This is a genomic window from Serratia sp. CY82433, assembly GCF_052166535.1.
Lineage (GTDB): Bacteria > Pseudomonadota > Gammaproteobacteria > Enterobacterales > Enterobacteriaceae > Serratia > Serratia sarumanii.
In genome coordinates this window covers 158,060-178,690 of record NZ_JBJNOR010000003.1, presented here as the reverse complement: position 1 = coordinate 178,690, position 20,631 = coordinate 158,060, and the positions used below count along the sequence as shown (strand labels likewise).

The window sequence follows — 20,631 nt, the reverse complement described above, 5'->3', positions numbered from 1 at the left end:
GGTAGGTCATTAATGAGCCAGAACGTTTATCAATTTATCGACCTGCAGCGTGTTGATCCGCCAAAGAAACCGCTGAAGATCCGCAAAATCGAGTTCGTCGAGATCTACGAACCGTTTTCGGAAACCCAGGCCAAGGCCCAGGCGGACCGCTGTCTGTCCTGCGGCAACCCGTATTGCGAGTGGAAGTGCCCGGTGCACAACTACATCCCGAACTGGCTGAAGCTGGCCAACGAAGGCCGCATCATGGAAGCGGCGGACCTGGCGCATCAGACCAACAGCCTGCCGGAAGTGTGCGGCCGCGTGTGCCCGCAGGATCGCCTGTGCGAAGGCTCCTGCACCCTGAACGACGAGTTCGGCGCGGTCACCATCGGCAATATCGAGCGCTACATCAGCGATAAGGCCATCGAAATGGGCTGGAAGCCGGACATGTCACACGTGCAGCCGACCGGCAAGCGCGTGGCGATCGTCGGCGCCGGCCCCGCCGGGCTGGCCTGCGCCGACGTGCTGACCCGCAACGGCGTCAAAGCGGTGGTGTATGACCGTCATCCTGAGATCGGCGGCCTGCTGACCTTCGGCATCCCGGCCTTCAAGCTGGAAAAGGAAGTGATGGTCAAACGCCGCGGCATTTTCAGCGAGATGGGCATCGAGTTCCAGCTGAACACCGAAGTGGGCAAAGACGTCAGCATGGAGACCTTGCTGAGCGAGTACGATGCGGTATTCCTCGGCGTCGGCACCTATCAGTCGATGCGCGGCGGCCTGGAGAACGAGGAAGCGCAGGGCGTGTACGACGCGCTGCCGTTCCTGATCGCCAACACCAAGCAGCTGATGGGGTATGAAGCCGATCAGCACGAGCCTTACGTCAGCATGGAAGGCAAGCGGGTGGTGGTGCTGGGCGGCGGTGATACCGCCATGGACTGCGTGCGCACCTCGGTGCGCCAGGGCGCGACGCAGGTCATCTGCGCCTACCGCCGCGACGAAGCCAACATGCCGGGCTCCAAGCGCGAAGTGAAGAACGCCCGGGAAGAAGGGGTGGACTTCCAGTTCAACCTGCAGCCGCTGAGCATCGAACTGAACAGCGCCGGCCGCGTGGCCGGGGTGAAAATGGTGCGCACCCAGCTGGGCGCGCCGGATGCCAACGGCCGTCAGGCGGCGGAGCAGGTACCGGGTTCCGAACACGTGATCGACGCGGACGCGGTGGTGATGGCGTTCGGCTTCCGCCCGCACCGCATGGACTGGCTGGCGGCGCACGACGTGCAGCTCGATAAACAGGGCCGCATCCTGGCGCCGGAGGGCAGCGACAACGCGTTCCAGACCAGCAACCCGAAAATTTTCGCCGGCGGTGACGCGGTGCGCGGCTCCGACCTGGTGGTGACAGCGATTGCCGAAGGCCGCAAAGCGGCAGATGGCATCATGAACTACCTGGAAGTGTAAACCTTCCGTACCATCGGAGGCCCGGCATATTGCCGGGCCTCCGTTTTTAGCCTGCCACGCTTTGTCACCCCTCCCCCTCTCCTCACCGTCTCAACGCGCTATAGTATTGAGTTGGCACCATTGCGGGGCGCGGCTGCGCCTGACACCGAGATAAGGATAGCGAACATGAAATGCTCCATTTCCCTGTTGGCCGGCGCGCTGCTGGCCGTCAGTTTCAGCGCTTCAGCCATGGCGCTGGATTCGCAGGAGGTTGGTTACAATATCGAAGCGCGCGGCGCGCGGCCGGTCGTGGCTCAGTTAGGCAAGGCCGGGCAGTTCAACGCCGTGGAAAACAGCATCCGGCTGGGGGACGACAATTGGATTGCCCTGGCGCCCAAGCTGGCCGGCGGCGGCAATGCCGGCTTTACCGCCGGCATCAAATCGGCCCTCTCCGCCGCCCTGATCTACAATCCGGCGGCGGTGTTGCAGGCGCTCAACAAAGGCAACGATCTGCCGCTCAATGACATTTGCACCGCGCCGCCGGAAGTGCAAGGCGACACCGCCGTCACCAGTTTCCGCCAGCGCGCAACCCGCGCCTTGTCCACCGTGCGCGTAGGCGATCTCAGCGCGCCGCGCGATGCCTGCATTGCCGCCTTGAAAGGCTGATTCATTTCTGCCGGGCAAAAAAAAGCACCCCATAGGGTGCTTTTTCGTTTGTTCGCGCGGGCTTATTTCACCACGCGCAGCGCCGGGCGGCCACCGCGCGGCGGCTGCGGCGGTTCGTCGTCCGGGCCGTTGTCTTCCGCGGTGTCCGGGCGATCGCCGTCGATCACGGACATCAGCGTTTCCGAAGGGATCGTCTCATTGTCCAGGCCTTCGAACACGCCTTCGCTCTCGTCGTAGGCGGCTTCCGGTTCGAACATCGTGCCGGCACCGTTTTCACGCGCATAGATCGCCAACACGGCGGCCATCGGCACCGAAACCTGACGCGGCACGCCGCCGAAGCGCGCGTTGAACTGCACGTCTTCGTTGCCCAACGCCAGGTTGCCTACCGCCCGCGGCGCGATATTCAGCACGATCTGGCCGTCACGCGCGAACTCCATCGGCACCTGCACGTCCGGGCGAGTCACGTCGACCACCAGGTGCGGCGTCAGCTGGTTATCCAGCAGCCAGTCGTAGAACGCCCGCAGCAGATACGGGCGACGCGGCGTCATCTGAGACATGTCCATCGCGCTTAGCCCCGGGTCTGCAGGCGCATTTCACGCTCGGCTTCGGTCAGGGAAGCCAGGAAGGCGTCGCGTTCGAAGACGCGGGTCATGTAGCCTTTCAGCTCTTTGGAGCCGGCACCGCTCAATTCGATGCCCAGCTGCGGCAGACGCCACAACAGCGGCGCCAGGTAGCAATCCACCAGGCTGAACTCTTCGCTCATGAAATACGGCGTCTGACCGAAGATCGGCGCGATCGCCAGCAGCTCTTCACGCAGTTGGCGACGGGCGGATTCCGCTTCCTGGCCGCTGCTCTTCTCGATCTTGTCCATCAGCGAGTACCAGTTCTTCTCGATGCGCAGCATCATCAGACGGCTCTCGCCACGGGCAACCGGGTAAACCGGCATCAGCGGCGGGTGCGGGAAACGCTCATCCAGGTATTCCATGATGATGCGGGATTCATACAGGGTCAGTTCGCGATCGACCAGCGTAGGCACCGTCTGGTAAGGGTTGAGGTCAATCAGATCTTGCGGCAGGTTATCCATTTCGACCTGCTCGATCTCGACGCTGACACCTTTCTCCGCCAGTACGATGCGTACTTGATGGCTAAAAATGTCGGTCGGGCCAGAGAACAGCGTCATTACCGAACGTTTGTTGGCAGCGACAGCCATGAAAACCTCCAAGTTATCTAGAAAATACTGCGAATAGCCAACTGACAGGCTGCTATCCTGAATAATCTTGCCGCAGGCCGGCAGCACGCAGCGCGACCCGAGCCCATGAAAAACCGGCCCAGGGGGTCAACTGCACGGCGAACAGGCGCAAAAGTGGGTGATAGTTTACCAGATTTTGCTTGTTTTGTGGGGGCGGTGCGGCGAATTCATGTTGAATTGTCTGATATGCCACAGATTTTAGTCGGGGATGGCGGATTTCAGGCATAAAAAAACCCGGTGAAGCACCGGGTTTTTGCGTAAATCGCACTGCCGAAGCAGCGAAAATTAACGCTTGGAGAACTGCGGACGACGACGTGCTTTACGCAGACCGACTTTCTTACGTTCAACCTGACGAGCGTCACGGGTGACGAAGCCAGCTTTACGCAGTTCAGAACGCAGAGTCTCATCGTATTCCATCAGTGCACGGGTAATACCGTGACGGATAGCGCCAGCTTGACCGGAGATACCACCACCTTTAACGGTGATGTACAGATCCAGTTTGCCAACCATGTCGACCAGTTCCAGCGGCTGACGAACTACCATGCGGGCAGTTTCGCGACCGAAGTACTGTTCCAGGCTGCGCTGGTTGATAACGATGTTACCGTTGCCCGGCTTGATGAAGACGCGAGCGGCGGAGCTTTTGCGGCGACCAGTGCCGTAGTATTGATTTTCAGCCATTGCCATTAATCCCGATTAAATGTCCAGAACTTGCGGTTGCTGTGCCGCGTGATTGTGCTCGGTGCCCGCGTAAACTTTCAGTTTACGGAACATAGCACGACCCAGCGGGCCCTTTGGCAGCATGCCTTTAACCGCGATTTCAATCACGCGCTCAGGACGGCGGGCAATCATCTCTTCAAAGGTCGCTTGCTTGATACCACCGATGTGGCCGGTGTGGTGGTAGTACACTTTGTCTGTACGCTTGTTGCCGGTTACAGCAACTTTGTCAGCGTTCAGAACGATGATGTAATCACCGGTATCCACGTGCGGGGTGTATTCCGCTTTATGCTTGCCGCGCAGGCGACGAGCCAGTTCAGTAGCGAGACGGCCTAAAGTTTTACCATCTGCATCAACAACGTACCAGTCGCGTTTTACGGTTTCTGGTTTAGCTGTAAAAGTTTTCATTAGAAAGCTTACCCAATAATTAGTTACACGTTGGTGAACACCCAAACGCTCGAAAACAGTTGAGGCTCACACGACCATACAAGTCCAGCAAACCTACCCCTTCGAATAGCCATTGCCGGCACTATAAAGTTTTTGGGAAAAAAAACTTTGTTGTAACGTGGGGTCGCAAGATTATAGAGAAGTCGCTCACAAAGATCGAACGGTTTTTGAATGGAAAATAAATTTATCGCCGGCGGCAGGCAACCGGCGATAGGCCCGGCGGACTCAGGGCAGATGCGGCAGCTTGAGGTACTCTTCGCTCTGCATTTCCTGCAGGCGCGACAGGCAGCGCTGGTACTCGAACTTAAGCCGTTCCCCTTGGTAGATCTCGAACATCGACGCCTCGGCGCCGATCACCAGCTTGACGTGCCGCTCGTAGAATTCATCCACCAGCGCCAGGAAACGGCGCGCGGTATTCTCTTTCAGCGGCCCCATCACCTGCACATTATACAGGATCACGCTGTGATACAGCCGCGACAGCGCAATGTAATCCAGCTGGCTGCGCGCCTCTTCGCACAGCGTGTGGAAATCCACCGCCAGCACGCCGTCCACCGAACGAATGGCCTGCAGCGGCCGATGGTTGATCTGCAGCACCGGCGCCTCCTCCCCCGCCTTGCCCGCCAGTTTGACGAACATCCGATCCAGGGTCGCGCGCGTCTGGTCGTTCAGCGGCGTCAGATAGAGGTGAGCCTGGGTCAGGGTGCGCAGACGATAGTCGATGCCGGCGTCGACGTTCATCACGTCGCAGAACTCGTTGATCAGATCGATAGCCGGCAGGAAACGCGCCCGCTGCAGGCCGTTGCGATACAGATCGTCCGGCGGGATGTTCGACGTAGCCACCAGCGTGATGCCGCGGGCGAACAGCGCCTGCAGCAGCGTGGCCAGCAGCATGGCGTCGGTGATGTCAGACACGAAGAATTCGTCGAAGCACAATACGTCGGTTTCGGCCTTGAAGCCGTCGGCGACGATGTCCAGTGGGTTTTCCCGCCCTTGCAGCTCGGTCAGCTCTTCATGCACCCGCAGCATGAAGCGGTGGAAGTGCAGACGCATTTTGCGATCGCCCGGCAGGCTGTGGAAGAACATGTCCATCAACCAGGTTTTGCCGCGCCCGACGCCGCCCCACATATACAGCCCCTGCACCGGGCGCTGCGGCGCCGTTTCGCCGCCTTTGCCCAGCAAACGGCTGAGCTTGCCGCGCAGCCCGCCGGCCGGCGCGCTCGCCGCCGGTTTTTGCAGCAAGGCCTGATAAATGCGATCCAGTTGAGTGACGGCCCGGCGTTGAACCTCATCGGCCTGATATTCCCCCGCCTCCAGCGCCTGCTGGTAGCGAGATAACGGTGATAGTGCCTGCATCTGTTCGATGTTCCCTAAGAACGCTTAGAAATTATTTAGCCAACGTTGGCGGCAAGTTGATGCCGATTCGCACCGTTATCGCCACAAATGCCCGCTGCGGGCGCCGCTGAAAACCCTGTAAACACTGGGTGGAAGCGCATCAGGATTCCACTCTGACAAGGTTAACGGTTATAGTGGATATTATTAAGTGAAAAATCCCTGCGGAACAACGAAGTCAAAATAGGAGTCATCATGACCTGGGAGTATGCGCTGATTGGTTTGGTCGTCGGTATCGTGATTGGTGCGGTGGCGATGCGTTTTGGCAACCGTAAATTACGTCAACAACAAGTCCTGCAGAACGAGCTGGACAAGAGCAAAACCGAGCTGGAAGAGTACCGTCAGGAGCTGGTCGGCCACTTTGCCCGCAGCGCCGAGCTGCTGGACAACATGGCGCGCGATTATCGTCAGCTGTATCAGCACATGGCGAAAAGCTCCAACAACCTGCTGCCGGATCTGCCGATGCAGGAGAACCCGTTCCGCTATCGCCTGACCGAAGCGGAAGCGGACAACGATCAGGCGCCGGTGGAAATGCCGCGCGACTATTCTGAAGGGGCCTCCGGCCTGCTGCGCGGCCAAAGCGCGCGCCGCGACTGATATCCCTTCTTCACCCGCGGGGCCACCCGCGGGTTTAACCCCGTTTGTACCTTATTGACCTTCCTTCGCATTACCTTTACTGAACTTTGCACGCAAATTCACGGTCTTACCCTTCACTATGACAAGGTGATTGCCTTATCATCAAATTTTCATCGGCAGGTATTGAGAGAGTTATCATCAATGAAGAAAAAGTCGTTAATTCTTAGTGCATTGGCAATGAGCCTCGGCCTGGCGCTCAGCGCCGCACCGGTGGCCAACGCGGCCCTGCCCGTCGCCGTTCAGGGGCAGCCGCTGCCGAGCCTGGCGCCGATGCTGGAAAAAGTCTTGCCCGCCGTCGTGAGCGTGCATGTCGCCGGCACCCAGGTGCAGCGTCAACAGCTGCCGGAAGAGTTCAGACGCTTCTTCGGCCCCAATTTCCCCGGTCAGCAGCAGAGCTCTCGCCCGTTTGAAGGGCTGGGCTCCGGCGTCATCATCGACGCTGCCAAAGGCTACGTGCTGACCAACAACCACGTCATCAACAACGCCGATAAAATCCGCGTGCAGTTGAACGACGGCCGCGAACTGGACGCCAAACTGGTCGGCCGTGATGAGCAATCCGACATCGCCCTGCTGCAGCTCAGCGACACCAAAAACCTGACCGCCATCAAGATGGCCGATTCCGATCAGCTGCGCGTCGGCGACTTCGCCGTGGCGGTCGGCAACCCGTTTGGCCTGGGCCAAACCGCCACCTCCGGCATCATCTCGGCATTGGGCCGCACCGGCCTGAATCTGGAAGGGCTGGAAAACTTCATTCAGACCGACGCCTCGATCAACCGCGGCAACTCCGGCGGCGCATTGGTCAACCTGAACGGCGAGCTGATCGGCATCAATACCGCCATTCTGGCGCCGAGCGGCGGCAACGTCGGCATCGGCTTCGCCATTCCGAGCAATATGGCGCAGAACCTGAGCCAGCAGCTGATCGAATTCGGCGAAGTGAAACGCGGCCTGCTCGGCATCAAGGGCAGTGAAATGACCCCGGACATGGCCAAAGCCTTCAACACCGACGCGCAGCGCGGCGCCTTCGTCAGCGAAGTGCTGCCGAAATCCGCCGCCGCCAAGGCCGGCATCAAAGCCGGGGATATTCTGGTTTCCGTCGACGGCAAGCCGGTGAACAGCTTCGCCGAACTGCGCGCCAAGGTCGGCACCACCGCGCCGGGCAAAACCCTCAAGGTGGGCCTGCTGCGCGACGGCAAACCGCAGGAAGTCTCGGTCACGCTGGACAACAGCGAGAGCGCCTCGACCAATGCCGAAACGCTGTCGCCGGCGCTGCAGGGGGTTTCCCTCAGCAACGGTGCGCTGCCGAGCGGCGACAAGGGCGTGAAGGTGGAGAACGTGGATAAAGGCTCGACGGCGGCGCAAATCGGCCTGCAAAAAGGCGACGTGATCATCGGCGTCAACCGCCAGCGCGTGGACAGCATCACCGCGCTGCGCAAGGTGCTGGAAGCCAAACCGCCGGTGATGGCGCTCAATATCGTGCGCGGTAACGAAACCATTTATCTGCTGCTGCGTTAATTTGTGCAAAAACCGGGCTCGGTGACATACTGCGCCCGGTTAACTCATGCTATCCTCCGAACATCGTTCACCACACCACGAAAACTCCATGTTTGCTAAGCTCTTGCGTTCTGTCGTTATCGGTCTCATCGTTGCCGGCCTGCTGTTGGCCGCTCTGCCCGTGCTGCGCTCTTCCAACGGCCTGTTTGCAGAGAAAACCGAGAATACCAGCGACGAAACGCCGGTGAGCTACAACAAAGCGGTGCGCCGCGCCGCGCCCGCCGTGGTGAACATCTACAACCGCAACCTGAACGGCGCCGCCAACGTGCTGTCGCTCGGTTCCGGCGTGATCATGAACGAACGCGGCTATATCATCACCAACCGCCACGTGATCAAAGACGCTCAGCAGATCACCGTGGTGTTGCAGGATGGCCGCCGCTACGAAGCGCTGCTGGTCGGCTCCGACGGCCTGACCGATTTGGCGGTGCTGAAGATCGATCCCGGCAACCTGCCGGTGATCCCGACCAATAAAAATCGCGTTGCCCACGTCGGCGACGTGGTGCTGGCAATCGGCAACCCGTACAACCTGGGGCAGACCGTGACTCAGGGCATCCTCAGCGCCACCGGGCGCATCAGTATGAGCACCACCGGCCGGCAGACATTCCTGCAGACCGATGCCTCAATCAACCGCGGCAACTCCGGCGGCGCGCTGGTCAACTCGCTGGGCGAGCTGATCGGCATCAATACCCTGACCTATGACAAAATCACCGACGGCGAAACGCCGGAGGGCCTCGGCTTCGCCATTCCGATCGAACTGGCCACCAAAATCATGGACAAGCTGATCCGCGACGGCCGCGTTATCCGCGGCTATTTCGGCATTCAGGGTAAGGAGATCATTCCGCTGCGTTCCTCCAATTCCGGCATCGATCGCCTGCAGGGCATCATCGTGACCGAAATCACGCCGAACGGCCCGGCGAGCAGCGCCGGTTTCCAGATCAACGACATCATCATCAACGTGGATAACAAACCGGCGGTGTCCGTGCTGGAGACCATGGATCAGGTGGCGGAGATCAGGCCGGGCACCGAGATACCGGTTATCGTGCTGCGCGACGGCAAACGCATTACGTTGAAAATGACGGTGGGCGAATTCCCGGAAGACAATAATTAAAAAAGGGCCGGCATTGATAGCCGGCCCTTTGATTTTCATCCTGCCGACGCAGCCGCGCCGGCGCTAATGGCTTACTCGCCTTTCACGCGCTCGATGTTCGCACCCAGCGCGCGCAGCTTGTCTTCAATACGCTCATAGCCGCGATCGATGTGGTAGATACGATCGACGACGGTCACGCCGTCGGCGATGCAGCCGGCGATCACCAGGCTGGCGGAAGCGCGCAGATCGGTCGCCATCACCTGAGCGCCGGACAGCTGCTCAACGCCGTGGCAGATCACGGTGTTGCTCTCGATTTCCGCGTGCGCGCCCATGCGGATCAGTTCCGGCACGTGCATGAAGCGGTTTTCGAAGATGGTCTCGGTGATGACGCCGGTGCCTTCCGCCACCAGGTTCAGCAGGCTGAACTGGGCCTGCATGTCGGTCGGGAAGCCCGGGTGCGGCGCGGTGCGCACGGTGACCGCTTTCGGGCGTTTGCCGTGCATGTCCAGGCTGATCCAGTCTTCGCCCACTTCGATATCGGCACCGGCTTCGCGCAACTTGGCCAGCACCGCATCCAGTGTGTCCGGACGAGTGTTGCGGCACATCACTTTGCCGCCGGAAACCGCGGCGGCGATCAGGAAGGTGCCGGTCTCGATGCGGTCAGGCAGCACGCGGTACACGCCGCCGCCCAGACGCTCGACGCCCTCGATGGTGATCTTGTCGCTGCCGGCGCCGCTGATCTTCGCGCCCAGCGTATTGAGGAAGTTGGCGGTATCGACAATTTCCGGCTCACGCGCGGCGTTCTCGATAACGGTGGTGCCGGTCGCCAGGGTCGCGGCGCTCATGATGGTCACGGTCGCGCCCACGCTCACCTTGTCCATGACGATGTGCGCGCCCTTCAGGCGGCCCTCGACGGACGCCTTGACGTAGCCTTCTTCCAGCTTGATCTCGGCACCCAGCTGCTCGAGGCCGGTGATGTGCAGATCGACCGGACGCGCGCCGATCGCACAGCCGCCCGGCAGGGAAACCTGACCGCGGCCGAAACGCGCCACCAGCGGCCCCAGCGCCCAGATGGAAGCGCGCATGGTTTTCACCAGATCGTAAGGGGCGCAGAACTCGTTCACGCCGCTGGCGTCCACGAAGACAGAACCGTTGCGCTCAATCTTGGTACCCAACTGGTTGAGTAGTTTAATGGTGGTGTCGATGTCCTTCAGTTTGGGGACATTCTGCAGCTCGACCGGCTCTTCCGCCAACAGGGCGGCGAACAGGATCGGCAGGGCGGCGTTTTTGGCCCCGGAAATAGACACTTCACCGCTCAGGCGAGTCCGACCCTGCACACGAAATTTATCCATCTGACTACTCTCTGTTATCTAATCTGAAGCTGCCCGCCCGGCAGGGCAAACAGCCTTAAAATCCGTTGAGTTTGCGGTCTCGCTGCCACTCTTCAGGGGTGTACGCCTTGATAGACAAGGCATGAATGCGGTTGTCCGCAATGTATTCCATCAGCGGTGCGTAAACCGTCTGCTGTTTTTTGACGCGGCTCATGCCGGCGAACAATTCGCCGACCACGATCGCCTGAAAATGGCTGCCGTCGCCCGTCACATGTACTTCATCCAGTGCCAATGCCTGCATCAGCACGTCTTTAATCTCGTTGGTTTCCATAGTATCCAGTTCTGCCGCTAAAGGATCATAAACAGCCTAGTATCTTAGTGGAATACGATGTTTTCTTAAACTAAAGAAAAAGCCCCTGCATAACAGGGGCTTTGTATCGTTTTACCACGTAAGGGCGGCGTAAAACGCCGCTAACCGGCGGTATCGACAGGCATTATCGCCTGCAGGTTGTAGAGCGCAATCAGCGTTTTCAGGCGCTCGGTGGCGCCGAAAATTTTCAGCGCGACGCCGCGCTCGCGCTGCTCTTCCTGCAGATGCAGCAACAGTGCCAGCCCGGCGGAGTCTACGCGCTGCAGTTGCGCCACGTCGATCGCGGTTTTATCCGCCATCAGCGCGTCGCGCTGCCGCCACAGCGGCTGCAGCGTTTCCCGGTCCAGTTCACCGCGCAGGATCAGCGTCTGCTGCTCTGATTCGAAGCTGAGCGCTGCCGACATCAGTTTTTCTTGTCCAGCGTGATAGGCTGCGCGGCGGCGGCCTGCAGCTGTTTGGTCAGGCCGTCGATGCCCTGAGTACGCAGCGTGGACGCCCACTCGTTCTGCTTGGTGGTGATCATGCTGACGCCTTCGGCGATCATGTCATAGGCCTGCCAGTAGCCGGTTTTGCTGTTCTTGCGCCATTGGAAATCCAGACGCACCGGCGGGCGGCCGCCGTTGTCGATGATGGTGACGCGAATGGCCACGATGTCGGCATTGCCCAGCGGCTGTTCAGGCGCGATCTGGTAAGTCTGGCCGTGATACATCGCCAGCGCCTGGCCGTAAGCCTGCTCCAGGTAAGCCTGGAAGGCGGTGAAGTAAGCTTCGCGCTGTGCAGGCGTCGCCTCTTTATAGTAACGGCCCAGCACCAGCGCGCCGGCGTATTTCACCTGCACGAACGGCATCAGTTCCTGATGCACGATGGAACGCAGGTAGTTCGGGTCCTGCTTGATCTTCGGCTGTTCATTCTTCAAACGGCTGAAGGTCTTCTGCGCCGCTTCTTGCATCATGCTGTAAGGATTGGTTTGGTCGGCTGCGCTCGCCAGCGGTGCAACCACCAGCAGAGCCACCATCAGTAAACGTTTAAACATGCAGGTATCCTCTCTTAATGATTTGGAACAGCGGGTTGCGGTGCGGCACCGGCAGCCGGCTCAGCGGCCGCGTCTCCCGGTTTGGCGCTGTCCTGACCGCCGCTTTTATACAGGAACTGGCCGATCAGGTCTTCCAGAACCATGGCTGATTTGGTGTCCTGAATGGTGCCACCGTCTTTCAGGATGGCGGTGCCCATATCAGGATCTTCGAAGCCCACGTTAAGCGCCAGATATTGCTCGCCCAGCAGGCCGGAGGTGCGGATCGCCAGCGAGCTGGTATCCGGGATTTGGTCGTACTTTTTCTGGATATCCAGCGCCACGCGCGGCGTGTAGGTTTTCGGATCGAGCTCGATGTCCGCCACGCGGCCGATCACCACGCCACCGATCTTCACCGGCGAACGCGGTTTCAGGCCGCCGATGTTGTCGAACGTCGCGTAAATGCGGTAGGTCGGCTCGCTGCCGATCGATTTAAGGTTCGCCACCTGCAGGCAGATAAACACGATGGCGCACAGCGCGATCAGCATAAATGCCCCAACCCAGATTTCACTCTTCTTCGTTTGCATCGAATCAATTCCCAAACATCAGTGCTGTCAGCACGAAATCCAATCCCAACACCGCCAGTGACGAATGCACCACGGTACGCGTCGTCGCCCGGCTAATCCCTTCAGAGGTAGGCACGGCGTCGTACCCGTTGAAAATGGCAATCCAGGTTACGGTAATGGCGAATACCACGCTTTTGATCAGGCAGTTGAGCAGATCTTTTTTCCACTCTACGGCGCCCTGCATCGCCGACCAGAAGAAGCCGCTGTCGATGCCCTTCCAGTCCACGCCGACCACCGAGCCGCCCCAGATGCCGATCGCCACGAAAATGATGGTCAACAGCGGCATGCTGATCAGCCCCGCCCAGAAGCGCGGCGCCACGATGCGCCGCAGCGGATCGACCGCCATCATCTCCAGGCTGGAGATCTGCTCCGTCGCCTTCATCAGGCCGATTTCCGCCGTCAGCGCGGAACCGGCGCGGCCGGCGAACAGCAGCGCCGTCACCACCGGCCCCAGCTCGCGCAGCAGCGACAGCGCCACCATCATGCCGAGGCTGGCCTCGGCGCTGTAGGTGGTGAGCACGATATAGCCCTGCAGGCCCAGCACCATGCCGATGAACAGCCCGGAGACCATGATGATCAGCAGCGACTGCACGCCGACGCTGTAGAGCTGTTTCAACAACAGCGGCCACTGCTTGCCGGGTTCCGGCCGGCCAATCAACGCGTTGAACAGCATCAACCCGGCGCGGCCGAAGCTGGCGCTGGTGTTGATGCCACTGCGCCCCAAGGACGCTAACGCTCTTAATAACATGAGCTTATTTACTCCCTAAGCCTAGCAGTTCGGTCTGATAATCCCCGGCCGGATAGCGGAACGGCACCGGCCCATCCGCTATACCATCCAGGAACTGGCGCACGCGCGCATCAGGATTGTTCTGCAATTGCTGCGTGGTGCCTTCGGCGATCACCCGGTGATCGGCCACGATGTAGGCGTAGTCGGCGATGCTCAGCACCTCCGGCACGTCGTGCGACACCACGATGCAGGTAATGCCCAGCGCATGGTTCAGCTCGTCGATCAGCTTGACCAGCACCCCCATGGTGATCGGATCCTGGCCGACGAAAGGTTCGTCGAACATGATCATCTCAGGGTCCAGCGCGATCGCGCGCGCCAACGCCGCCCGGCGCGCCATGCCGCCGGAAAGCTCATTGGGCATCAGCTGGGCCGCGCCGCGCAGCCCCACCGCTTCCAGCTTCATCAGCACCGTGCTGCGCAGCAGGGGTTCAGGCAGGTTGCTGTGCTCGCGCAGCGGGTAGGCCACGTTTTCGAACACGGTCAAATCGGTGAACAGCGCGCCCGACTGGAACAGCATGCTCATCTTTTTGCGCGCGTCGTATAACTGACGGCGGGACAACGCGGGAATGTTGTCGCCGTCGAACCAAATCTCCCCGCTGTCCGGCGCCAGCTGGCCGCCTATCAGGCGCAGCAGCGTGGTTTTGCCGATGCCCGATGGCCCCATGATCGCCGTGACCTTACCGCGAGGCACCGTCAGGTTGATGTCTTCAAATATCCGTCGGTCGCCGCGCGAGAAGCTCATGTCGCGCACTTCGACCAAATTATCTGCCTTTTGGAGCATGTTAATGGACCCTTTACGACTCATCTTTTGCTGAATCTACCCGTGATGTTAAAGCAATGGGCGCAATCCGTCTCATCTTTACAAAAACTTACTGCCATTTCGCAACCAATGGTGCCATTGGTTTTACTTTTCCGCGCCACCCGGTCAAAATTGGCGCCATAACGAAAAAAAACGAAACTGTTCAACTATTAGCCGGGAAAAACCGTTGCTGCGGCTCACGCGCGCGCAACGGAGGGCAAGCAATACCGCCGCATTGACGGCTTTAACCAACGAACCGGGATAATACCCGACAAAGGACCCTGCATGTTTCTCGCGATAGCATTATTAATCGTTGGTTTATTTCTACTGGTGTATGGTGCAGACCGCTTAGTTTATGGTGCTGCCGTGATTTCCCGCTCGCTCGGCGTCCCGCCGTTGATCATCGGCATGACCATCGTCGGCATCGGCACTTCGCTGCCGGAGCTGATCGTGTCCACCACCGCCGCGCTGAACGGGCAGATAGATATGGCCGTTGGCAACGTATTAGGTTCCAACATCACCAACATCTTATTGATCCTGGGTGTGGCGGCGCTGATTCACCCGCTGGCCGCGCGTTCCGAGATACTGCGGCGCGAACTGCCGTTGATGTTAGCGGTCACAGTATTGTGCGGTTTCGTGTTGATGGACGGCACCCTGAGCAGGCTGGACGGCGTGCTGCTGCTGGCCGCCGCCGCCGGCTTCATCCTGCTGATGCTGAAAATCGCCCGGCTGGCGCAGCGCGAGGGCAGCGACAGCCTGACCATGGAGCAGATCGCCGAGCTGCCGCAGGACAGCAGCAACACCGTGGCGGTGCTGTGGCTGGTGCTGGCGTTTATCATTCTGCCGCTCTCTTCCAGAATGGTGGTCGATAACGCGACGGTGATTGCGCACTATTTCGGCCTGAGCGAACTGGTGGTCGGCTTGACCATTATCGCCATCGGCACCAGCCTGCCCGAATTGGCTACCTCCATCGCCGGGGCGCTGAAGGGCGAGGATGATATGGCGATTGGAAATATCATCGGCTCCAATATTTTCAACACGGTGATCGTGCTGGGCGTCCCCGCCCTGCTGTCGCCGGGCAGCGTAGACGCCGCCGCCTTCCAGCGCGATTACTGGGTGATGCTGGCGGCCAGCGTGCTGCTGAGCGTACTGTGCATCGGCCGCAAGCATCGCATCGGTCACCTGGCGGGCGCTCTGTTATTATGTGGCTTTATTGCGTATCTTGCGGTGCTGTTCTTTAACCCTTTCAGTACTTTCGGCTAAACCGACGGGAATGAGTATGTCGAACATTGAGTTGCAACCGGGCTTCGATTTTCAGCAGGCCGGCAAAGAAGTGCTTCAGATAGAGCGTGAAGGGCTGGCTCAGCTCGACAGCTACATCAACGCAGACTTCACCCGCGCCTGCGAAACGATCGCCGCCTGCGGCGGCAAAGTGGTGGTGATGGGCATGGGCAAATCCGGCCATATCGGCTGCAAGATCGCCGCGACCTTCGCCAGCACCGGCACGCCCTCATTCTTCGTTCACCCGGCGGAGGCCAGCCATGGCGATTTGGGCATGGTCACCCCACAGGACATCGTGCTCGCCATCTCCAACTCCGGCGAGTCCAGCGAGATCCTGGCGCTGATCCCGGTATTGAAACGCCAGCAGATCACCCTCATCTGTATGACCAACAATCCGGAAAGCTCGATGGGCAAGGCGGCGGATATCCACCTGTGCATCAAGGTGCCGCAGGAAGCCTGCCCGCTGGGGCTGGCGCCGACCACCAGCACCACCGCCACGCTGGTGATGGGCGATGCGCTGGCCGTCGCGCTGCTGAAGGCGCGCGGTTTCACGCAGGAAGATTTCGCGCTGTCGCATCCGGGCGGCGCACTCGGCCGCAAACTGCTGCTGCGGGTTAGCGATATCATGCACAGCGGCGACGAAATGCCCCACGTCAGCGCCGACGCCTCGTTGCGCGACGCGCTGCTGGAAATTACCCGCAAAAATCTGGGCCTGACGGTGATTTGCGACGATTTGATGAAAATCGCCGGCATCTTCACCGACGGCGACCTGCGCCGGGTATTCGACATGGGCATCAACCTGCACGAGGCGAAGATCGCCGACGTCATGACGCCGGGCGGCGTACGGGTGCGCCCCAACATCCTGGCGGTCGATGCATTGAACCTGATGCAACAACGCCACATCACCGCGCTGCTGGTTGCCGATGGCGACCAGTTGCTGGGTGTGGTACATATGCATGACATGCTGCGCGCCGGCGTCGTTTAATTAAGGAATAGAACGGAATGGGTATGGTAGAAACCTGCTACGGGCCGGTAGAACAAGAGGTTATGGCGCGTGCCGGGAACATCCGCCTGTTGATTTGCGACGTTGACGGCGTGCTGTCGGACGGCCTGATCTTCATGGGCAACAACGGTGAAGAATTGAAAGCGTTCAACGTGCGCGACGGCTACGGCATCCGCTGCTTGAAAACCTCGGACATCGAGGTGGCGATCATCACCGGTCGCTCCGCCAAGCTGCTGGAAGACCGCGCGCAGACGCTCGGTATCACCCATCTGTATCAGGGGCAGTCCGATAAGCTTTTGGCCTTCCGCGAACTGTTGGATAAACTGTCGTTAACGGCGGATCAGGTCGCCTATATCGGCGATGACCTGATCGACTGGCCGGTAATGGCGCAGGTCGGCCTGGCGGTCGCGGTGGCGGACGCCCACCCGCTGCTGACGCCGCGCGCCCACTACGTCACCCGCATTGCCGGCGGCCGCGGCGCGGTGCGCGAACTGTGCGACATCATTCTTTTGGCTCAAAATAAGCTGGAGGACGCCAAAGGGCTGTCGATATGAGTAAAACCAAACTGTGGATCACCATCCTGTTGACGGTGATCGTTCTGGCGCTGATCGGCTGGAACATGACGGATTTTAGCGACGACACGGCCCCTGGCCCGGTCAACGATAAGGATCCGACCTACCAGAGCCAGCACACGGTCACCGTGGTGTACAACCCGGCCGGCAAGCTGAATTACAAACTGGTGGCGGAAGACGCGAAGTATTACACCGCCGGCGAGCTGAGCTGGTTCACCCAGCCGGTAATGACGCTGTTCGATGAGAATGCGGTGGCCACCTGGTCAGTTCGCGCCGATCGCGCCAAACTGACTAAAGACCGGATGCTGTATCTGTATGGTCACGTCGAGGTAAACAGCCTGACCACCACCTCGCAGCTGGAAAAAATTAAGACGGACAACGCTCAGGTAAACCTGGTCACCCAGGACGTCACCTCCGATGACGAAGTCACGATTTACGGGACCAATTTTACCTCTAACGGCATGAAAATGCGTGGGAACCTGCGGACCAAAACCGCTGAGCTGATTGATAAGGTTAAGACCAACTATGAAATTCAGAACCAAAAACCAACTCCGTAACCTGTTGCTCGGCAGCTTAGTTTTGGCCGCCAGCGCCCCCGCTCTGGCGCTGAAATCCGACTCCAGCCAGCCGGTCAGCATCGACTCGCTCAAGCAGTCGTTGGACATGCAGAGCAACGTCAGCACCTTCACCGACAACGTGGTGATCAAGCAAGGCACCATCGATATTCGCGCCGACAAGGTGGTGGTCACCCGCCCGGGCGGAGATCAGAATAAGACCTATATTGAAGCGTTCGGCAACCCGGTAACCTTCTACCAGATGCAGGACAGCGGCAAGCCGGTCAAAGGCCACGCGCAGAAAGTGCGTTACGACGTGGCGACCCAGCTGGTGACCCTGACGGGCAACGCCTATCTGGAGCAGCTCGACAGCAACGTGAAAGGCGATCGCATCACCTATCTGGTGCAACAGCAGCAAATGCAGGCGTTTAGCGACAAAGGCAAACGCGTGACAACGGTTCTGGTACCGTCGCAGTTGCAAGACAAAAACGAGCAGAAAAAGAGTAACTAATCACTTATGGCAACACTCATCGCAGAAAACCTGGCGAAAGCCTACAAGGGCCGTAAAGTTGTCGAAGACGTCAGCCTGAAAGTGAAATCCGGCGAGATCGTCGGCCTGCTCGGGCCGAACGGCGCCGGTAAAACCACCACCTTCTACATGGTGGTCGGCATCGTGCCGCGCGACGCCGGGCGCATCGTGATCGACGAAGAAGACATCAGCCTGCTGCCGCTGCACGCCCGCGCGCGCCGCGGCATCGGTTACCTGCCGCAGGAAGCGTCGATCTTCCGCCGCCTGAGCGTGTACGACAACCTGATGGCGGTGCTGGAGATTCGCCCCGACCTCACCAGCGAACAGCGCGAAGACCGCGCCAAGGAGCTGATGGAAGAGTTCCATATCTCCCATCTGCGCGACAGCCTTGGCCAGGCGCTGTCCGGCGGTGAGCGTCGCCGCGTCGAAATCGCCCGCGCGCTGGCGGCCAACCCGAAATTCATACTGCTGGACGAACCCTTCGCCGGGGTGGATCCGATTTCCGTTATCGATATCAAGAAAATCATCGAGCACCTGCGTGACAGCGGCCTGGGCGTGCTGATCACCGACCACAACGTGCGCGAGACGCTGGACGTGTGTGAACGCGCCTACATCGTCAGCCAGGGCAAACTGATTGCCCACGGCACGCCGGATGCTATTCTGGCCGACGAGCAGGTTAAACGCGTTTATCTGGGCGAAGAGTTCCGCCTCTAAGCGCCGGCGCGCCCTGCGGGGCGACACCGTTAACGGAAGTAGACAGAAAACTATGAAGCAAGGTTTGCAACTCAGGCTCAGCCAACAGCTGGCCATGACTCCTCAGCTCCAGCAGGCGATCCGCCTGCTGCAGTTGTCCACGCTTGAGCTTCAGCAAGAAATCCAGCTGGCGCTGGAGAGCAATCCGCTGCTTGAACAAACCGATCTGCACGACGAAATCGACGCCAAAGAAACCCAGGAGACCGAGGGGCTCGATACCCGCGAGGCGCTGGAACAGAAAGACATGCCGGAAGAGCTGCCGCTGGACGCCACCTGGGATGAGATCTACACCGCCGGCACGCCGTCCGGCACCGGCACCGACTACAGCGACGACGAACTGCCGGTCTATCAGGGCGAGACCACCCAAACGCTGCAGGATTACCTGATGTGGCAGGTGGATCTGACGCCGTTCTCCGATACCGACGCCGCCATCGCCACCTCCATCGTCGACGCGGTGGACGACACCGGCTATCTCACCGTGCCGCTGGAAGACATTCTGGAAAGCCTGGGCGACGAGAACGTGACCCTCGAGGAAGTCGAGGCGGTATTGAAGCGCGTGCAGCGTTTCGATCCGATCGGCGTCGCCGCGCGCGATCTGCGCGATTGCCTGCTGGTGCAGCTCTCCCAATACGCCAAAGACACCCCTTACCTGGCCGAAGCGCGGCTGATCATCAGCGACCATCTGGATCTGTTGGCCAACCACGACTTTCGCAGCCTGATGCGATCAACCCGGCTAAAAGAAGATACACTGAAAGAAGCGATGCTGCTGATTCAGTCGCTCGATCCGCGCCCGGGGCAGTCGATCAATACCGGCGAGTCGGAATACGTGATCCCGGACGTGCTGGTGCGCAAGACGCAGAACAAATGGACGGTCGAGCTCAACGGCGACAGCGTGCCGCGTTTGAAGATCAATCAGCAGTACGCCGCGCTGGGCAACAGCGCCCGCAGCGAAGCCGACGGCCAGTTTATCCGCAGCAACCTGCAGGAAGCCAAGTGGCTGATTAAAAGCCTGGAGAGCCGCAACGAGACGCTGCTGAAGGTCACCCGCTGCATCGTCAGCCAACAGCAGGCGTTCTTCGAGCAAGGTGAAGAGTTTATGAAACCCATGGTGCTGGCGGATATCGCCCAGGCCGTGGAGATGCATGAATCGACGATCTCGCGCGTCACCACGCAGAAGTTTCTGCACAGCCCGCGCGGCATTTTTGAATTGAAGTATTTCTTCTCCAGCCACGTGAATACCGACAGCGGCGGCGAAGCCTCCTCGACGGCGATCCGCGCGTTGGTGAAGAAATTGATTGCGGCGGAAAACCCCGCCAAGCCACTCAGCGACAGCAAGCTAGCCACCCTGCTCGCCGATCAGGGGATCATCGTGGCGCGGCGCACCGTCGCCAAGTACCGAGAGTCTTTGTCCATCCCGCCGTCGAACCAGCGTAAACAGTTGGTTTGACCTCTATTGAGAAGGAAGACACTATGCAGCTCAACATTACCGGACACCACATCGAAATCACCGATCCGTTGCGCGAGTTCGTGAACAACAAGTTCGCCAAACTCGAACAGTATTTTGATCGCATCAATCAGGTGTATGTTGTATTAAGTGTGGAAAAAGTGCAGCAAATTGCGGAAGCAACGGTGCACGTGAATGGAGGCGAGTTGCACGCCACCTCGGAAGACGAGAATATGTATGCCGCAATTGATACGCTGATCGACAAATTGGCACGTCAATTGAACAAACATAAAGACAAATTGAAGCAACACTGACACCCTAACCCACTCCATGAGGCGGCATCCGTCGCCGCCTCGCCCTTCGGCGCGTGACCCGCATGGGTGACGCGCCGAACGGTAATCAGGGTTAAAACCGACGAAAAACC

General features: G+C 59.6%; 25 protein-coding genes. 13 read left to right on the top strand and 12 right to left on the bottom strand.

The window, feature by feature from the left end; all coding sequences use genetic code 11:
* Positions 1-12: 12 nt before the first annotated feature.
* Positions 13-1,431, top strand: coding sequence for a glutamate synthase small subunit (locus tag ACJ8PI_RS17090; RefSeq protein WP_033649001.1), 1,419 nt, complete (start codon positions 13-15; stop codon positions 1,429-1,431).
* Between the two features lie 165 nt (positions 1,432-1,596).
* Positions 1,597-2,076, top strand: coding sequence for a hypothetical protein (locus ACJ8PI_RS17085; RefSeq protein WP_033649000.1), 480 nt, complete (start codon positions 1,597-1,599; stop codon positions 2,074-2,076).
* A gap of 62 nt (positions 2,077-2,138) precedes the next feature.
* On the opposite strand, the gene sspB is transcribed toward ACJ8PI_RS17085, so the two are convergent.
* The 5 genes from sspB to zapE form a co-directional block, all read right to left on the bottom strand.
* Positions 2,139-2,639: a ClpXP protease specificity-enhancing factor gene (gene sspB / locus ACJ8PI_RS17080; RefSeq protein WP_004937084.1), complete on the bottom strand. Its 501-nt coding sequence runs from the start codon at positions 2,637-2,639 to the stop codon at positions 2,139-2,141.
* Positions 2,640-2,644: 5 nt separating this feature from the next.
* Positions 2,645-3,286, bottom strand: coding sequence for a stringent starvation protein SspA (gene sspA, locus ACJ8PI_RS17075; protein WP_025304366.1), 642 nt, complete (start codon positions 3,284-3,286; stop codon positions 2,645-2,647).
* Positions 3,287-3,610: 324 nt separating this feature from the next.
* On the bottom strand, positions 3,611-4,003 hold the full coding sequence (gene rpsI, locus ACJ8PI_RS17070; RefSeq protein ID WP_004937080.1) for a 30S ribosomal protein S9: 393 nt from the start codon (positions 4,001-4,003) through the stop codon (positions 3,611-3,613).
* Positions 4,004-4,018: 15 nt separating this feature from the next.
* Entirely contained in the window at positions 4,019-4,447 is a 429-nt protein-coding gene (gene rplM / locus ACJ8PI_RS17065) for a 50S ribosomal protein L13 (RefSeq protein WP_004937079.1), read from the bottom strand.
* A gap of 264 nt (positions 4,448-4,711) precedes the next feature.
* Positions 4,712-5,839, bottom strand: coding sequence for a cell division protein ZapE (zapE, locus tag ACJ8PI_RS17060; RefSeq protein ID WP_033648999.1), 1,128 nt, complete (start codon positions 5,837-5,839; stop codon positions 4,712-4,714).
* Positions 5,840-6,070: 231 nt separating this feature from the next.
* Here zapE and zapG point away from each other — a divergent pair, with 231 nt between their 5' ends.
* The 3 genes from zapG to degS all read left to right on the top strand — a co-directional run bounded on the left by zapG (position 6,071) and on the right by degS (position 9,170).
* Complete coding sequence (gene zapG, locus ACJ8PI_RS17055) at positions 6,071-6,472, top strand: Z-ring associated protein ZapG (RefSeq protein WP_004937074.1); 402 nt, start codon at positions 6,071-6,073, stop codon at positions 6,470-6,472.
* Positions 6,473-6,652: 180 nt separating this feature from the next.
* Positions 6,653-8,023 carry a serine endoprotease DegQ gene (degQ, locus tag ACJ8PI_RS17050; RefSeq protein WP_033636125.1) on the top strand — a complete coding sequence of 457 codons (1,371 nt, stop codon included), beginning with the start codon at positions 6,653-6,655 and terminating at the stop codon, positions 8,021-8,023.
* A gap of 88 nt (positions 8,024-8,111) precedes the next feature.
* Positions 8,112-9,170, top strand: a complete 1,059-nt coding sequence (gene degS, locus ACJ8PI_RS17045) for an outer membrane-stress sensor serine endopeptidase DegS (RefSeq protein ID WP_033636127.1) — start codon at positions 8,112-8,114, stop codon at positions 9,168-9,170.
* A 71-nt stretch (positions 9,171-9,241) separates the two neighbouring features.
* Here the strand turns inward: degS and murA are convergent, their stop codons facing one another.
* The 7 genes from murA to mlaF all read right to left on the bottom strand — a co-directional run bounded on the left by murA (position 9,242) and on the right by mlaF (position 14,053).
* A complete protein-coding gene (gene murA, locus ACJ8PI_RS17040) occupies positions 9,242-10,501 on the bottom strand; it encodes a UDP-N-acetylglucosamine 1-carboxyvinyltransferase (protein WP_004937068.1) in 1,260 nt (419 codons plus the stop codon).
* A gap of 55 nt (positions 10,502-10,556) precedes the next feature.
* Entirely contained in the window at positions 10,557-10,811 is a 255-nt protein-coding gene (ibaG, locus tag ACJ8PI_RS17035; protein ID WP_004937066.1) for a BolA family iron metabolism protein IbaG, read from the bottom strand.
* Positions 10,812-10,951: 140 nt separating this feature from the next.
* The gene (gene mlaB, locus ACJ8PI_RS17030) at positions 10,952-11,254 is read right to left on the bottom strand and encodes a lipid asymmetry maintenance protein MlaB (RefSeq protein ID WP_016930202.1); all 303 of its coding nucleotides are present in this window, start codon (positions 11,252-11,254) and stop codon (positions 10,952-10,954) included.
* The gene (gene mlaC, locus ACJ8PI_RS17025; RefSeq protein ID WP_033636128.1) at positions 11,254-11,883 is read right to left on the bottom strand and encodes a phospholipid-binding protein MlaC; all 630 of its coding nucleotides are present in this window, start codon (positions 11,881-11,883) and stop codon (positions 11,254-11,256) included. Before mlaC ends, mlaB begins: the two co-directional genes overlap by 1 nt.
* Positions 11,884-11,897: 14 nt before the next feature.
* Positions 11,898-12,446 (bottom strand): outer membrane lipid asymmetry maintenance protein MlaD, encoded by a 549-nt coding sequence (gene mlaD, locus ACJ8PI_RS17020; RefSeq protein ID WP_164134678.1) that lies wholly within the window; start codon positions 12,444-12,446, stop codon positions 11,898-11,900.
* A 4-nt stretch (positions 12,447-12,450) separates the two neighbouring features.
* A complete protein-coding gene (gene mlaE, locus ACJ8PI_RS17015; protein WP_004937059.1) occupies positions 12,451-13,233 on the bottom strand; it encodes a lipid asymmetry maintenance ABC transporter permease subunit MlaE in 783 nt (260 codons plus the stop codon).
* A 4-nt stretch (positions 13,234-13,237) separates the two neighbouring features.
* A complete protein-coding gene (gene mlaF, locus ACJ8PI_RS17010) occupies positions 13,238-14,053 on the bottom strand; it encodes a phospholipid ABC transporter ATP-binding protein MlaF (protein WP_028127533.1) in 816 nt (271 codons plus the stop codon).
* A gap of 303 nt (positions 14,054-14,356) precedes the next feature.
* On the opposite strand from mlaF, the gene ACJ8PI_RS17005 reads away from it, so the two are divergent.
* From ACJ8PI_RS17005 to hpf, 8 genes are read left to right on the top strand one after another with little or no spacing between them, the layout of a single operon-like run.
* On the top strand, positions 14,357-15,334 hold the full coding sequence (locus ACJ8PI_RS17005; RefSeq protein ID WP_025160120.1) for a calcium/sodium antiporter: 978 nt from the start codon (positions 14,357-14,359) through the stop codon (positions 15,332-15,334).
* 16 nt (positions 15,335-15,350) lie between these two features.
* Entirely contained in the window at positions 15,351-16,337 is a 987-nt protein-coding gene (gene kdsD / locus ACJ8PI_RS17000) for an arabinose-5-phosphate isomerase KdsD (RefSeq protein ID WP_033636133.1), read from the top strand.
* A gap of 17 nt (positions 16,338-16,354) precedes the next feature.
* A complete protein-coding gene (gene kdsC, locus ACJ8PI_RS16995) occupies positions 16,355-16,909 on the top strand; it encodes a 3-deoxy-manno-octulosonate-8-phosphatase KdsC (RefSeq protein ID WP_021505108.1) in 555 nt (184 codons plus the stop codon).
* Positions 16,906-17,484, top strand: a complete 579-nt coding sequence (gene lptC / locus ACJ8PI_RS16990; protein ID WP_033636134.1) for an LPS export ABC transporter periplasmic protein LptC — start codon at positions 16,906-16,908, stop codon at positions 17,482-17,484. Before kdsC ends, lptC begins: the two co-directional genes overlap by 4 nt.
* Positions 17,453-17,992 (top strand): lipopolysaccharide ABC transporter substrate-binding protein LptA, encoded by a 540-nt coding sequence (gene lptA / locus ACJ8PI_RS16985; protein ID WP_004937045.1) that lies wholly within the window; start codon positions 17,453-17,455, stop codon positions 17,990-17,992. Before lptC ends, lptA begins: the two co-directional genes overlap by 32 nt.
* Positions 17,993-17,998: 6 nt before the next feature.
* Positions 17,999-18,724, top strand: coding sequence for an LPS export ABC transporter ATP-binding protein (gene lptB / locus ACJ8PI_RS16980; protein ID WP_004937040.1), 726 nt, complete (start codon positions 17,999-18,001; stop codon positions 18,722-18,724).
* Between the two features lie 52 nt (positions 18,725-18,776).
* On the top strand, positions 18,777-20,210 hold the full coding sequence (rpoN, locus tag ACJ8PI_RS16975) for an RNA polymerase factor sigma-54 (RefSeq protein WP_033648997.1): 1,434 nt from the start codon (positions 18,777-18,779) through the stop codon (positions 20,208-20,210).
* A 23-nt stretch (positions 20,211-20,233) separates the two neighbouring features.
* Positions 20,234-20,521: a ribosome hibernation promoting factor gene (gene hpf / locus ACJ8PI_RS16970; protein ID WP_004937038.1), complete on the top strand. Its 288-nt coding sequence runs from the start codon at positions 20,234-20,236 to the stop codon at positions 20,519-20,521.
* The last annotated feature ends 110 nt before the right edge of the window (positions 20,522-20,631 follow it).